12 protein-coding genes and 1 pseudogene are annotated in these 14,835 nt (G+C 59.6%); 8 read left to right on the top strand and 5 right to left on the bottom strand.

Features of this window, described 5'->3' with window-relative positions:
• The 7 genes from F3Y30_RS02635 to F3Y30_RS02605 all read left to right on the top strand — a co-directional run bounded on the left by F3Y30_RS02635 (position 1) and on the right by F3Y30_RS02605 (position 8,198).
• Positions 1-1,104: a glycosyltransferase family 4 protein gene (locus tag F3Y30_RS02635; protein WP_203425029.1), complete on the top strand. Its 1,104-nt coding sequence runs from the start codon at positions 1-3 to the stop codon at positions 1,102-1,104.
• A complete protein-coding gene (locus F3Y30_RS02630; RefSeq protein WP_203425028.1) occupies positions 1,101-2,330 on the top strand; it encodes a hypothetical protein in 1,230 nt (409 codons plus the stop codon). The genes F3Y30_RS02635 and F3Y30_RS02630 overlap by 4 nt, the downstream gene beginning before the upstream one ends.
• Complete coding sequence (locus F3Y30_RS02625; RefSeq protein ID WP_203425027.1) at positions 2,327-3,682, top strand: O-antigen ligase family protein; 1,356 nt, start codon at positions 2,327-2,329, stop codon at positions 3,680-3,682. The genes F3Y30_RS02630 and F3Y30_RS02625 overlap by 4 nt, the downstream gene beginning before the upstream one ends.
• Positions 3,657-4,622, top strand: a complete 966-nt coding sequence (locus F3Y30_RS02620; protein ID WP_203425026.1) for a glycosyltransferase — start codon at positions 3,657-3,659, stop codon at positions 4,620-4,622. The genes F3Y30_RS02625 and F3Y30_RS02620 overlap by 26 nt, the downstream gene beginning before the upstream one ends.
• Positions 4,623-4,692: 70 nt before the next feature.
• Positions 4,693-5,817: an acyltransferase gene (locus tag F3Y30_RS02615; RefSeq protein WP_203425025.1), complete on the top strand. Its 1,125-nt coding sequence runs from the start codon at positions 4,693-4,695 to the stop codon at positions 5,815-5,817.
• A gap of 97 nt (positions 5,818-5,914) precedes the next feature.
• Positions 5,915-7,204: a polysaccharide biosynthesis/export family protein gene (locus tag F3Y30_RS02610; protein ID WP_203425024.1), complete on the top strand. Its 1,290-nt coding sequence runs from the start codon at positions 5,915-5,917 to the stop codon at positions 7,202-7,204.
• A 292-nt stretch (positions 7,205-7,496) separates the two neighbouring features.
• Entirely contained in the window at positions 7,497-8,198 is a 702-nt protein-coding gene (locus tag F3Y30_RS02605) for a sugar transferase (protein WP_203425023.1), read from the top strand.
• A gap of 21 nt (positions 8,199-8,219) precedes the next feature.
• On the opposite strand, the gene F3Y30_RS02600 is transcribed toward F3Y30_RS02605, so the two are convergent.
• The 4 genes and pseudogenes from F3Y30_RS02600 to F3Y30_RS02590 form a co-directional block, all read right to left on the bottom strand.
• Positions 8,220-9,146: a hypothetical protein gene (locus tag F3Y30_RS02600; RefSeq protein WP_203425022.1), complete on the bottom strand. Its 927-nt coding sequence runs from the start codon at positions 9,144-9,146 to the stop codon at positions 8,220-8,222.
• A gap of 273 nt (positions 9,147-9,419) precedes the next feature.
• Positions 9,420-9,595: pseudogene (locus tag F3Y30_RS26135) on the bottom strand (IS3 family transposase); the annotation flags it as partial.
• A 179-nt stretch (positions 9,596-9,774) separates the two neighbouring features.
• Positions 9,775-10,284 (bottom strand): hypothetical protein, encoded by a 510-nt coding sequence (locus tag F3Y30_RS02595; protein WP_203425021.1) that lies wholly within the window; start codon positions 10,282-10,284, stop codon positions 9,775-9,777.
• An 82-nt stretch (positions 10,285-10,366) separates the two neighbouring features.
• Positions 10,367-11,470, bottom strand: coding sequence for a DUF937 domain-containing protein (locus tag F3Y30_RS02590; RefSeq protein ID WP_203425020.1), 1,104 nt, complete (start codon positions 11,468-11,470; stop codon positions 10,367-10,369).
• Between the two features lie 659 nt (positions 11,471-12,129).
• Between F3Y30_RS02590 and F3Y30_RS02585 the strand changes: the two genes are divergently transcribed.
• Positions 12,130-14,037 (top strand): methyl-accepting chemotaxis protein, encoded by a 1,908-nt coding sequence (locus F3Y30_RS02585; RefSeq protein WP_203425019.1) that lies wholly within the window; start codon positions 12,130-12,132, stop codon positions 14,035-14,037.
• A gap of 195 nt (positions 14,038-14,232) precedes the next feature.
• On the opposite strand, the gene F3Y30_RS02580 is transcribed toward F3Y30_RS02585, so the two are convergent.
• Positions 14,233-14,820, bottom strand: coding sequence for a YigZ family protein (locus F3Y30_RS02580; RefSeq protein WP_203425018.1), 588 nt, complete (start codon positions 14,818-14,820; stop codon positions 14,233-14,235).
• Between the last annotated feature and the right edge of the window lie 15 nt (positions 14,821-14,835).

Here is a 14,835-nt window from a genome sequence, read left to right as displayed (position 1 = left end):
ATGAAGATTGCCATGATCGGATCAAGGGGATTGGGTACTTCATACGGTGGCATCGAGCGTGTGCTTGATGCCGTCTCCCCTGAACTTGTCGCACTCGGTCATCAGATCGACGTATTTGCCGCGACAACGGCAAGTCCAAGCAATGTCGACGGGCTGAACGTCATCCGTGTGCCGTCCATCAACGGCAAGCACACGGAGACAATCACCCGCAGCATGGCCTCTGTCGCCCGTGCGATTGGCCACTATGACGTCGTGCATCTGCACGCCATCGGTCCCGGCATCCTGTCGGGTGCGACGCGGCTGTTCAGGCAGCCTACCGTAGTCACCATTCATGGCCTGGATCAGAGGCGGGACAAGTGGGGAGGAGCTGCGAAATCCTGCCTCTCGCTGGCGGAAAACGTGATCGTGAATTGTGCCGATCAGGTCACTGTCGTCTCGGAGGAGCTTCGACGCTACTTCCTGGAGCGGCACGATCTGCGCACGTCCTTCATCCCCAACGGGCTACCGGTCGTGACGCGCCTGCCGCGCGGTCCCTTCATCGACAGTCTCGGCCTGGGCGATCGCCGCTATATCCTCTTCGCGAGCCGGTTGACGCCGGAGAAGGGCTGCCACGACCTGATCGAGGCGTATTCGGCACTCGCCACGGACGCCGTGCTGGTGGTCGCCGGCACAGCCACCCAGCCGGAGTATGAAGCTCACCTTCGGTCTATTGCCGGCCCAGAGGTCATTTTTGTCGGCCATCGCAGCGGAGCCGAGCTCCAGGAACTCTACAGCAATGCCGCCGTATTCGTCCTGCCCTCCTACCTCGAGGGCATGTCGATGGCGCTGCTGGAAGCCATGGCCTACGGCCTTCCGATCATCACAAGCGATATTCCGGAAAACATCAGGGTGGTTGGCAATAGCGCGGTACAGTTCGAAACGCGCAATGTCGCGGCCCTTTCAGCCGCGCTGACCCAGACACTCTCGCATTCTGGGGAGCCCCGCGCGGTGCCACACAGCTGGCCGACGTGGTCTCGTGTCGCGCGGGATTACAGCAACGCCTACAAGCGCGTCGTAAGACGTCCGGTTGCGGTCGCCGGCGAACTTTACGGACAAACGTCGTGACACAAGCCCGCCTCCCAGTTCTGAGCAGGCTGGTGGAGCGCGTCTTCAGCGGAGGCGCCTCTGCCCTGTTCATTCTGGGCGCCCGCCTGTTGCAGAATGCCAACGGCTTTCTCCTGACTGCAGTCGTTGCGCATTTCTACGGGCTTGGAGCTGTGGGGACCCTTACGCTCGCCACGGTGCCGACAACCCTGGTGGCGATTTTCGGCACATTCGGCCTCCACTTTCGCTTTGCGCAGATCAAGGCAAGCAATGCTGCCTGCAATTCCCTCGGATTGTTTTCGGCTGCGATATCGCTTCCCGTCGTCCTGGTCGTGGCGGTAGCCTTCGGCTTCGCATTTGGGCATGATGCGGAAGAGCAATTCAACCTCGCCGTCCTCGCGTTCTCATCACCCTTCTTCGCGCAAACCAGCGTCACCAGTGCGCTTCAGGTGCTGCAGCGACGGGAGGCGCAAAGCATCATTTCACCCGCACTGAACGCGATCGGATTGCTGGTCGGAGCACTGACACCGGATTTCAGCAGTTTTTGCCTGAGCGTGCTGGCTTTCAGGCTGGCCGGGATAGTCGTGCCCTATGCATTGCTGCCTCATGATTTCACCGTGATCAGGCAGGCTGCGGTCCATTTGCGCGCCGGCATGCGGTACCTTCTGTCTGATGTGGTCCTCGTTCTGAGCGAAAACTTCATACTGCTCCTGAGTTCGGGCATCCTTAGCCGCAGCGAACTCGGGATACTCGGGATCTGTCGGCAGCTCCTCACTGCGAGCGATACGCCAGGATGGGCAAACATTCAGTCGCTCTATCCGAGGCTGGTGGCCGGCAGCGACCAGTTTTTCCAGAGCACCACCAAGTCCATGCTGCGCCTCGGTACGATCCTCGGCGCACTGGTCACGATTGTGGCAATCCCTGCCGGCATCCTCGTCTTCAAGGCGCCGGACCTTTGGATCTATGCGGCGATCCTCATGGCATCCGTCCCGGCCCGCTACGTCGTGCTCACCATCGAGACCTATCTCAAGGCCAAGGGTGAGATCGGCTTTGTCACGCGCCTGACGGCGCTGCGAGCTCTTGCGGCGCTTGCCACCGTCTACACAGCTACGGCTCTCGGCGGTTTGCTTGGTCACGTCATGAGCCTCTCCGCCTTCTTCATCGTGGTCGCCATGATCGAATTCGCGCTGGTGCCACGCAACGGCGTGGCGCGCTTCTCCTTCTCCCCAAGAGGGGGAACGCAATGACCACGACCGGCCTGAACCTCAGATCGACGACGCTGCGACTTGTGCCCGATCAGAGCCTCTATGCGCTGATGTTGCTGTCGACGATCGTCTTTTGGCTGCTCGGCATCCTGACCCTCGTGCAGGCCATCGTAGTTGTCGTCCTCGCATATACCCGCGCGCCTTCAGGCGTGCTGGCCCGACTGGTGGCGTTGAGCTGGATTTCGATCGGTGTCGCCCAGTTCTGCGCGTCGATCCTCGCCGGCATCTGGCGCGAGCAGCCCGGCGAGGGGATCGCCCAGGTGGCGAGCTTCGGTGTGATGGGGTGGATTGTGGCAGGGCTGGCCATTTGGGCAGGCGCCGCGCACCGCCTTTCGGGCCGTCTCATCATCAGATCCATCACCATACTCGGCGGGTTTATCATAGCCTTGGCGGCAATCGGGGCCGTGGGCGTCGCGCTTGGCCTGCCGGCGCTCTATTCGCCCTATTCGCTGCCGCTGCTGATAGCGCCGAACAGCGTTTCCGCAAGGCTCTACGGTTCTGTCGCAATATACATCTCCGAGGAAACACTCGGCGAACTCACCACGCGCCTGATCCTGTTCTACCCGTACACGACCGCCCTTGGGCTAGGTGGCATCGGCATCACGCTGATCAGCCTCCTTGAAAAGGATTGGCGGTTCCGGTTGTGCGGCATGGCAGGCGGCCTCATCGCGGTCGTCTTCAGCTGGAGCCGCATCTCGCTCGGCGCGCTCGTGATATGTGCTGTTGGCTGGTGCTGGCTCAAGGCGTCGCTGAAGTTGCGGCTAGCCTTCGTCGGTCTTGGGCTTGGTACCTTGTTTGTCCTGAGCATAGCCGACGTCAACTGGCCGGAGGCCATCGCTGATCTCCAGAACCGCATCGATGGCGTGCGGGCGGGTTCCAGCCTGGCAAGACAGATCATCTACGAAAAGAGCTGGGAAGGTTTCCTCCAATCGCCGGTCTTCGGTCATGGCTGGATTGGGCCATCAGTCCATCCGAAGGAAATGCTTCCCATTGGCAGCCACTCAACGTTCTACGGCCTTCTCTACACAGGCGGCGCGCTGACCTTCGGAGCGTTCGCGATCGCGATCGCCATGACGCTCGTGGCCGGTGTGATAAGGCTTCTGACCGTTTCCCCCGAGAGACGTGACGAGATCATCGTGATGATCCTTCTGTCCGCGACACTCCTGATCTTCTGCAAATACGAGTCCCTCTTCAGCATCACCTTACCCTGCACCTACATCTTCGCCTTCATCGGCGGAGCGCTGGAGCCGCGCGGGGAAGAAAGCTCCATGCCGTCCACCTCTCCCTCCCAAGAGACAAGGTTCAGCCATGAACGCGCACGTCCCGCGGCTTAGTATCGTCATCCCGGCTTATAACGTCGCGGAATACATCGTCCCTGCCGTCGTCTCGGCCCTGGACCAGAGCTTCTCCGACCTGGAAGTCATCGTCGTCGACGATGGCTCGACCGACGACACGCCGGCGCTGCTGGCGAAATTGTCCGAGGAGCGCCAGGACGAACGGCTGAGGATCGTGCGTCAGCCAAATGGCGGACTTTCCGCAGCCCGGAACACGGGTATCCGGGAAGCGCGGGGGGAATATATCGGCTTCCTGGATGGTGACGATCTCTGGCGGCCCGACAAGGCCGAGCGTCACGTGGCAGCGATGGATTGCGACCCCGGCATAGGCCTCACCTATTCGGCGTCCGAGTTCATCGAAGAAGACGGTCAGTTGACGCACAGGATACTGCGTCCCGACACGTTGAACCCGTCCTTGCACGAAATGATCCTGCGAAACCACGTGGGCAACGGCTCGACTCCGGTCGTGCGCCGCGACTGCTTCGAGGTTGCCGGTTTCTTCCGGGAAGACTTGCGCAGCTGCGAAGACTACGAGATGTGGTGCCGGATCCTCTGGCTGACGGATGCCGTCGCGATCGGCCTTCCCCTTCCCCTCACCTTCTACAGACTGCGCAAGTCGAGCCTGTCCTTCGACGTCGACCGTTTCGTCGCACAGGCCGACTTGGCGCTGGAGATCATCCAGTCCTCGATGAGGGAAGTCCCACGACGGCTGATCGTGCGTGCGCGGTCGGAGCACTACAGGATCGCCGCCCGCAAAGCCGTCATCGCAGGAAAGACGGACAAGGCACGCAGCCTTCTGGCACACGCTTTCCGGCTCCGGCCTTTGATGTTCCTGACCGACCTTCGCGCTATAGCCGCTTTCGTCTCTCTTGCCGTTCCCGAGGCAGGACTACGAAAGGTGGAAAATTTCATCCTGTTTCTAAGAGCCCGAAGGGCCTGATTTGTAGTCCTCCCACTACAGCAACTGCGGAGTTAGTATCATGAGTTACGCGACTTCCACATTCTCGGACATGCTGCAGAAAGCCGATGGACGCCCATCCGGATTCGACTACCTGCGCATTTCGCTCGCCATCGCAATTACTGTATTCCATTCGGTCCGTATCACCCATGGCGCCGAAATCGATATGGCATTGTGGGAGTCGCACCTGCGCGCCCCGCTGCGTGCGCTGCTGCCGATGTTCTTCGTGCTGAGTGGCTTTCTGGTCGCCGGAAGTCTGGTGCGCTGCCGCACTCTGATCAGCTTTCTCGGCCTGCGGGTCATGCGCATTTATCCCGCCCTTATCGGTGAAGTCTTGCTTTCGGCGCTGATTATTGGTCCCTTGCTGACCGAGCTGCCGCTTTCGGCGTATTTCACTGATTACCAGTTCTTCCGCTATCTCGCCAACGTCACGGGCCACATCAGCTTTTGGCTTCCCGGCGTGTTTGAAAACAATCCGGACCCCGGTATCGTCAACGCCCAGCTCTGGACCGTGCCGTACGAACTCTACTGCTACCTGCTTCTGTCCGCGCTGGCGGTCTTTGGTCTGAAGCGTCACCGCTGGATCGGGCTCGCTGCGCTCATTGCCCTGATGGTGGCTTATTGGGTTTTTCGCGAGTTCAAGCCGGATCCGAAGGCCGGCTTGACGAACATCTCGGGCTGGATGCTGATCTTCTACTTCCTGGGCGGCGTCTCGGCCTATCAGTTCCGCGATGTTATCCCCGCAAACCCGCTTCTGCTCGTCGCCTCAGTCGTGCTCACAGGCATCTTCCTGCATGCGGGTCCCACAGGCGAATATTTCGCCGTCATCCCAGTCACCTACGTCACCGTCTACATCGGCCTTATTGATTTCGGCCGCACCGTTTTCAGCCGTCTCTCGGACCTCTCCTACGGCTTGTATCTTTATCACTGGACGTTGCAGCAGTGGTTTGTCGACGTTTTTCCGGGTGCTCAGTCCGCCTGGCTGACGTCAGTTGCGGGCTTGGTCGGCGGCCTCCTGACGGCCTGGTTTTCCTGGGTTCTCATCGAGCGCCCCGCACTGTTGTCAAAGCGGCTGATCATCAGGGTCGAAGACTACGCTCTTTCGATTTTGCGGCGGCTGCGTGAACTGGCTTCCCCGATCTACCCGCGCCTTTCAAGCCAGGGTGCCGAACGCTGAAAATCGATGCAACCCGGCAGGGACATTCCCTGCCGGGTTGGGACTTCGGCCTGAGCTGTCGGATCAGCAAGGGACACGCGTGAAATGGAGATTACACATGAGTAGCATGCACAGCGAGTTTCAGGCTTTCGTCGCAACCGTCTTCCGCGCTTGCCTCAGGCTGCCCGCGGTATCCGGCGTGACCATTGCTTTCCTCGCGGCGCTTGTCTGCTCGCCGGTCGCCGCCGAGGACTACAAGTTTGGCCCGATGGACAAGCTCAACATCCGCGTCGTCGACTGGCAGCCCAGTGACGGAACATTTCGCCAATGGACTGCCCTGACAGGTGAATTCACGATCGGTCCGGATGGCACGCTATCCCTGCCCTTCGCGGGAGAAGTGAAAGCCCAGGGCCGTTCCGCTCATGAAGTCGCGACCGACCTTTCACATGCGTTGCAGGAGAAACTCGGGCTTGTGGAGCCTCCCGCCACATCGGTGGAGATAAGCGAGTTCCGCCCGATCTTCGTCGCCGGCGAAGTCCAGACGCCTGGCAAGTTCCCTTTCGACCCCGAAATGACGGTTCTGAAGGCAATCAGCCTGGCGGGCGGCATGCGTCGCTCGCTCAGCAGCGACCAGCGGTTCGAGCGCGACCTTCTGAGCGCCAAGGGAAACTACGACCTTCTGCTCACCGAGCGTGAACGTCTGTTGGTTCAACAGGCGCGCCTTGAAGCCGAACTGAGGAACGACGCAGATTTCGAGTTCGCAGACTCCTCGGACGAGGGGGACCATCCCGGACAACAAGATATGGTTGCGGACGAAAAAGCTCTGATGCTCTCGCGACAGCAAGGTCTTTCAGCACAGCGCAGCGCGCTCGAGGAAAGAAAGGTCTTGCTCGAGGACGAGGTGTCCACTCTGACCAAGAACAAGGAAGCACAGTCCCGCCAGATGGATCTCATCAAGCTGGAAATCGCTCGTACCGGAAAATTGGCTGACCAAGGGCTGATATTGAGCTCCCGCATTCTCAGTCTGGAACTGACAGCGTCGGACACCCAGAGCAAACTGCTTGATCTCGATACGGCAACGGTCAGGTCCAAACAGGAAATAGGCAGGGTTTCGGCCGAGCTCGTCGAACTCGGCAACAAACAGAAGACCGATGTCATAGCAGAGCTGCAAAAAACCAAGGCAGCGATCAAAGCGAACGATCTTAATCTCAAGATGTATGCCGGATTGATGACGGAGGCGCTGACAAACGCACCCGCGGCCGCTGGCTTGGCGGGGACACGATCTGAAGACCTGCTGAAGTATACTGTTATGCGTACGACGAACGGAACGACGGAAGAAATATCCGCCCTGGAAAGTACTGCATTGCGTCCAGGTGATCTCGTTAAAGTGTCGCTGATTGAGCGTTAGTCAAGCAATCAACGACAGAAAATAAAATCAAACAACCTAATTGTAATCGGATGATGTATATCGTCCGATATAGATGCGTGTGTGCTTTTAAAAAGTATATAATCAGAGTTTGTAAGGTCAAAAATTGGCATTCACATTGCCAATGTTGCATAGTCGCCACACATTGGTGCGGTGCACCAAAAATAAACAATCATCATTAATTTTTATATTGTATATAAGGCGTGCATTTAATAAACTGTTAACCATATTCTTGCCGGTAAACCTTAATTTTTGGCTAATCTGGAAGTAGATTATGGTTGCGATCCTTTCCTTATTTGATAGTAAAGCCGACCTCTCGACACACGCTTTTGATTCTTCAGGGTTTGCGACCAAGAAGAATTCAAAAGGATCTCCCTATGAGGAGGTCAAGTATATCTTCGATTTGCTCGTAGCATCGATCGCTATACTGTTTCTGGCGCCGTTTCTGTTAATCGTTGCGGTACTGATAAAGTTGGACAGCCGCGGGCCGGTCCTCTTTTCTCAGACCCGCTGGGGTCGTGGCGGACAAAAGATCAAGGTCTTTAAGTTTCGGACAATGTTTGTCGATCAATGCGACGCGTCCGGCGTGACGCAAACCGTCAAGGGCGACACGCGGATTACGCCGATCGGCGCCTTCCTTCGGCGCACGAATATCGACGAACTTCCCCAACTGTTCAACGTGTTGAGAGGCGACATGTCGCTTGTCGGCCCGCGGTGTCACGCCGTAGGTATGCTCGCGGCCGGCATGCCGTACGAGCAACTGGTTCCCCAGTACCATCGCCGCCACGCTGTTCGTCCCGGCATTACCGGCCTTGCCCAGATGCGCGGGCTGCGCGGTCCGACTGATCGATCGAGCCTCGCCAGGGCTCGCATCGCCTTCGACATATACTATGTCGAGCACCAATCGCTTTTGCTGGATCTCAAGATTATTTTCGGAACAATACTGTCCGAGCTGCGGAACGGCAAGGGTTTCTAAATCCAGGGCTCGCAGGCGATATCAGAACGACACTGGCCGCACGTTTGCGAGGACCTGTGTCAGATCGTTTCCGAGGCTCCAGTCATAGGTATGAAGGATCGTCTGCGAGGGAATGTCAGTAGGTCTCACCCTGATCGTTATTCCCTCGCCGCCCCGATCCACGACGATAAATCCGTATTTCTGGGCTGCTTCGGCGATCACGCGACCGGCATCCGTCGTGAGGCCGAGGGTGCCAATGTCAAGATCACGCGGCAGTGCCAGCCGCGCGCCCATGGGCAAGGTGCCCGAATAGGGATTGGAGTTGGAGAGCGCGTCGCGATCGAAGGCATAGGCCGGGTAGGCGATCGCAGGGGTCAGCAGTTTTGGAGGCACAGTAATCGCCATGGCATGCTGGATGCCGGACGTAATCTCTTCATCAAGGATTGCTCCGGCATAGCTCGGCAGCATGGAGGCCGTCTGTCCACGCTGCCTTCCGTCCCCCAATCCCAGGTCATCGGTGAGGGAATAGGACAGGGCGACAATCGTGCCGTCCGAGAGCACGATCGTGGCATAGGTTTCAAGCACGCCTTTTGACGGTTGACGAACGGCCATGTGCCCATCCGCGCCCACTGGGGGCAATGCACCAGCCGGGACGTGGAACCTTGCCGGCTGCGATGGATTTTGGACAAGTTGATTGTAGGAGTCGGGCATCGTCCAGCTTGAAGCCGAGGTCGAGGAAAAAACATTACCGGGATAAGGAAAAGTTTCCGACGAGAGCGAAAGAATCTCCTTCTCCACGTCTGGGGTATTGCCGGAGCGTTTCCAGCGACCGGCATAAACCGCACCCCAGGCATATTCGTTGTAGAGTATGCGAACCTGCGGGTCGCTGGCCTTGGCGGTATGATAGGTCACGGTCCAGTAACCGCCCGGATCCCAGGTATCCAGTCCAACCGGCAGGCCAACGGCCACCTTCTGTAAGCCAACCCGAGCGGTTGCGGGAATTTCGATGTTCCAGGGTGAGTCTGGGCTGAAAAGAGTTTCGCTTTTCGCCGCCTGGCCCGTGGCAAGCGCACCGACGAGAACGAGCCAGCTCGCCGCGGTTAAAAATCGTTTGCGACGGCCGTAAGGGGCCGGACGATGGGTTCTTGCCCGAAGAATCATCCGTTTCGCCGAAACGAGCCCGGAAACTGCCAATGACATCCTAACCCTTGAATAGCCCAGAGTTTCGCACACGCCTCCGGGTTAGGATTTCTGCCGTCGTTCGAAATCGACAGGTGACCGCATTCCGTTCCAGACATGCTTGCGCTTAGGGTTGTAAAACATCTCGATGCAATTGAATACGCCTGACGCGCGTCATTGCGCCAGTCGCAGACTTTCCGGCGCATTTGCTCTCGTTTCAGGAGGTTGACGCAGGTGTCCCGATCTCTGGAACCATGACACATTGACCGCGGTCCTTGCGGTGGGGCGGGTCACGCCGAAGGATGGTTTCACTGGCGGGGTGGCCACAAGCGTTGTGCCGTTCGGCCCTGGCGCCATCGCAGATCCGGGGCGCTTTGAAACGTGTGCTGCCGTGCTCTCCCGGCAAGGCCGTTCCTCGTCAGCTCTTGCTCGGGTCGAGCTTCAGCGCGGTGGAGATCTCCGCAAGCGTGGCTTTCTCGGCGTCGCTTACCTCGACACCACCAAATCCGAGAAAACCGCCTTCCTTGGCCGCCTCGGCGACGTTGACGCTGATCTGATACAGCCAGGCCTTGTAGGCTCCTGCCGCATCCGGTGCCTTGGCCGACACGAGGTCTGCGGCCTGCTGCAGGGCGGCGATGCATTTTGTCTTTACTTCGTCAGGCTTGGAGCCCTTCAGTTTGGCCTGCAGGCCCTCGCGTGCCGCACTCCTGCCTTCGGAGGTCTCGAAGTCGCTCACGAGTGCAGAAATGAGCGGGTCCGCTCCGGCATCGGTCTTGGCTTTGAGCAGCGTGCGGCTGCTGGCCATTCCCTCTTTCAGCATGCCCCAAAGCCCGCTCGGATCAGCCGCAGTAACGGCGATGCCGGCGATCATTACGCTTTCCAGCAGCAGGTTCCACTCGTCGGGCGTGAATGTCGATTTGTCGGCCATTGCCACAGCTCCTTTGATCCTGGATGTGGGGAGTGAGAGGGAAGGCCGCCGGAAGGGGCCGGCGACCAGTCTCGCTGAACGCTCAAGCCGTGAGGGCCGCAAGCTTTGCCTTGATCGAGTCGATCGTCGGCTTCAGGACATCGGACACGCCCGGAATCGCGAGGACCTTGTCGAAAAGCCCGTTGACGGTCGACATCATCGGCGTAATCAAGGCCTTGAGCGCGGCCTTCTGCTCCGCCGTGAGTTGCCCCGCTGTCGTACTCACCTTGTCGATCTCGCCAAGGTTTGCTTCGAGCTTGGGCAAAGCAGCCTGTGCGGAAGCCGCATCCGTAACCCCCGTCACAGTCGTCTGCAGGCTGGTAAGGGTATCCGTCAGCTGTTTGCCGACATCCACGCCGTCAACAGTCAGGCTCTGCGTGGGTGCACCCGCTTCCGGAGTGGCGTGCTGCGCCGGTCTTCCGAACATATAGTACAGCAGGGCTGCGATCGCCAAAGCTGCAATCAGCCAGTAGAGCCAGCGCGAGGATCCGGTCGCCGCCTGGGACGCCGCGCGCTGTCCGGCATTGCCTACTGATGTGGCCGTGGCCGCAGCGCGATCGGCCGCCTGACCCGCCGTAGCCGCTGCCGCTCTCGCGGAGCCGCCGAGCGCGTTCAAAAGACCCGTCCCCCTCAGCAAGTCACCGACGCCCGAAGGAAGGGCGGAAGCAATGTTGTCCTTCTGGCTTGCCAGCAGACCCGCAACGCCGTTCGCGCTCAAATCATTGCCGCTTTGCTGCGCGACGCCGCTCATCACGATCGGAGCCAGCATGCCGAGCAGGGAAGTGCTCGCATTGCGGTCGAGCCCGGCATAACTGCCTACAGCATTTGCAAGTGCTCCACTGTCGCCGGAGCCAAAGAGGGACGACAGGAGCTGCGATCCGGCCTGGCCAAGCGATTCCTGGCCGCCCGAACTCAGCATTCCAGCAAGGCTGCCAAGGACACCGCTCTGTTGTCCCGCAGCGTCGGCGACCCTCTGTGCGCCCCCCGGCTGCGCGGCGACGCCGCCGAGACCCGCCAGCAACGCAGGCACTGCGGCAGCTATTGCACGCTGGGCCTTGTTGGCATCCAAACCAAGCGCTCCGGCAAGGCGAGCGATCGTCTCCGGCGTCAGAAGTTGCATAATGTAGGAAACAAGATTGCTGGCCATTGAATTGTCCTCCGCAGTTTCTCAACCGAAACCACCAGAATGAAAATTGCTGTTGAATTGGTCAGTCTCTTGACTAAGTCCGGATCAGGCGGACGTATAAGTTCATCCCTGCGCTGGACTATATGTGCTGTCCGAATAAAGGATGAATGAGAGGATGCATGTCCTCAAATAACGCGGAGACATTATCACTCGCGGTTTCATTTATCCAGCTCGAAAGTCGGTATGACTTGCGCGAAGGACGGTCAACGATCTTTTTGCACCTGCGAAGAAAGCGGAATTTATCTAGTCTTCAGCCTCAGAATTATCTGTTTTCATTGAATGGTTGACAGATCTCCAGGTGGGGCGGCAAACGACCTGCGTCCCGAACGGGAACGAGCGCAAGGCAACACATGTTCAGGGAGGTCTTGCCGCGGGGACGTCTGCCGTTTGGATCACCGCTTCAGAGCCGTCCGGAGGCAATCCAATGGGCGGCCAGACGCTGGATCCGCGGCTTACCCGCTGACTTAATGGTCCTTTAAGCTCCGTACCGTTAGGTTAGTATCGGTCGGCGCGCAATGACCCCTCCAGAAGCGGTTGCACCCACGCGTCGGGCATCATGCCCTTGACCCCATTTTTCAGCTCTCAGCAAACCCCATTTCCGCCTCCCGGGAGATAGAGTCGTGGCATTCAGGAATTTGTCGATATTGAACAAGATCGGGCTGGTGGTCGTGGTGATGGGGCTTTCCTCCATCCTTCTGGCCATGGTCGGCGCGCGCGGCCTGTCCGCGCTTGAGTCGACAATGACCGCGGTCGGCGCCAAGGAAGAAGTGGCGCGCGAGGCGATGGATCTGCGTGTCGACATCATCGCAATCAGCCGGATGACCTATCAGCTCGCGGCAGCACCTGAGAAGGCGGAAGACTTTGCCGCCGAAACAGAGAAGCGTGCCAAGGAGATGCTCGACCGGCTGCCCAAGATCGAAGCCGCGGCCGATGCCACGCAGCTTGCCCAGGTCGGCAAAATCCGCCAGGTGCTCGAGCGTTATTTCAACGATATTCGGGCGATGGTCGATACCGCACGCGCCAGCGGCGGCACGGATCGCCAATCGATCGACGCGGCGCTCTCCGAGGCTCTTGCGGCGCAGAAGACGGTGACGGAAGCCGTGAAGGAATACAGTACCTATTCCGGCGATGCACTAGCCGCTGCCCGCGCGGAAGCCTTGGAGTCCTCTTCGCTTGCGATGTGGATCGAAATAATCGCGGCTGCGGGCTGCATCATTTTCGGCGCCGCCGTCAGCCTCGTTGTGGCGCGCCGTGGCATCGTCCTGCCGGTTCGCCGCCTCACGGCGATCATGACACGGATGGCCAACGGAGAACTGGAGGGGGTCGAAGCCGACGTATCGCGGCAGGACGAAATCGGCGAGATGGCACGTGCCGTGGAGGTCTTCCGGCGCAATGGCATCAGCATGCGCGACATGAAGGCCCAGGAGGCCGAGCTTCACGCCAGGACGAATGACCTGCAATCGAGCATCAGCAGCGTGGTCGCAGCGGCTGTCGCCGGCGATTTTACGCAGAGAATTACCAAGGACTACGACAGCGAGAACCTCAACCGCTTTGCGGGAAGCGTGAACGAACTCGTCTCGAGCGTCGATAGGGCCGTTACGGAAGTCCGCCGTGTCATCGCTGCCCTTGCGGAAGCCGATCTTACCCAGGGTATGGAGGGCAAGTTCCAGGGAGCGTTTGCGGAGCTGCAGACAAACGTCAACATGACGATGGTCACGCTCCGTTCGACCATGGAGAACGTCCGGTCGGCTGCCGGCACGATAAACCACAATTCCGCCGAACTGAGCTCGGCCGCGAACAATCTCGCGAAGCGAACCGAACAGCAGGCTGCGGCGCTGGAAGAAACGGCCGCCGCGCTGGATGAGATCACCTCGACCGTCCAGACCGCTTCCGAGCGGGCGAACGAGGCGCGCAGCATGGTGCAGGACACCAGGCAAAGCGCGGGAAAATCCGGTGAGATCGTCCGCAGCGCGATCGATGCGATGGGTCGTATTGAGTCCTCCTCCAGCCGCATCAACCAGATCATCTCGGTCATCGATGAGATCGCCTTCCAGACGAACCTCCTGGCGCTCAACGCCGGCGTGGAGGCTGCCCGTGCAGGAGAAGCAGGACGCGGCTTCGCGGTCGTGGCACAGGAAGTGCGCGACCTTGCCCAGCGTTCCGCCAACGCGGCCAAAGAGATCAAGACCCTGATCAATACCTCCGCCGCCGAAGTGGACAACGGGGTGTCGCTGGTTCGCTCCACCGGAGACGCTCTCCTGGAGATCGAAGGCCTGGTAAACAAGGTCAATGATCATGTGAACTCGATCGCCACGGCTGCGCGCGAACAGGCTACGGCCCTGCAGGAAATCAATACGTCCATCAACCATATGGACCAGATGACCCAGCAGAATGCCGCAATGGTTGAAGAGACGACCGCCGCCAGCCAGAACCTGACGGAAGAGAGCAGGCAGCTTCGCATGATGCTCGCCAAATTCCAGCTGGGCCAGGTCACCGAACAGCGTGGCTGGGAACGCGCCGCCGCCTGATCTGCAGGCAATCAAGGTGGGGTCAGCGCTCTTGCGTCGGCCCCGCCTGCGAAAAATCCCTTGCCGTCCCACTCTGCCCGGGCGCTGCCATTGTCGTTTTCGATCGAGTATCAAGCCACAACGGCTTCGGGCTACGATCATACCGAGGCCCGAGCATGATGGTCCCGAGCCATTGAGCAGCAGCGGGGTTCGCGTCTAGTCGGGCAGGGCGATCGTGGCTCGCCCGCTGGTCAGGTCCGTGACGAGACGAACTACATCGGCCGCATCCTGTTTCGGCAGAGCGACGGAGAGTTCCGCCCCGCCTGCGTTGAAGGTTTCGGATTCGATACGCACGTCCGCAAGCGCATTGAGCCTTGCCTTCACCAGGGCAAGGTCAGAAAATTCGCATCCGACCGTCGCCTTGACGGTCGGGACTATTCTCGTCTTCTCCGCACTCCTCAGGCACTGCGCGGCGGTGCCGCCATAGGCGCGCACGAGGCCGCCGCTGCCAAGCAGGACGCCACCGAACCAACGCGTCACGACCGCCACGGCACCGTCAAGAGATTGCCCGTCGATCGCCTGCAGAATCGGCTTTCCCGCCGTACCGCTCGGTTCTCCGTCGTCGTTGAAGCGATAGGTCTGGCCGATCCGCCACGCCCAGCAATTGTGGGTCGCTGTCGGGTCGGAGTGTGCCGCGATGAAGGCGCGCGCTGCCTCTTCATCAGCTATCGGCCCGGCCCAGGCGACAAAGCGGCTCTTCTTTATGTCCTGCTCGAAGGTCTCGACGCGTTGGAGGGTGAACATGCTGACCTCTCATTC

The organism is Sinorhizobium sp. BG8, from assembly GCF_016864555.1.
Taxonomy (GTDB): Bacteria; Pseudomonadota; Alphaproteobacteria; order Rhizobiales; family Rhizobiaceae; genus BG8.
The sequence above is the reverse complement of the archived record's forward strand: the minus strand, read 5'-3'. Positions and strand labels throughout refer to the sequence as shown.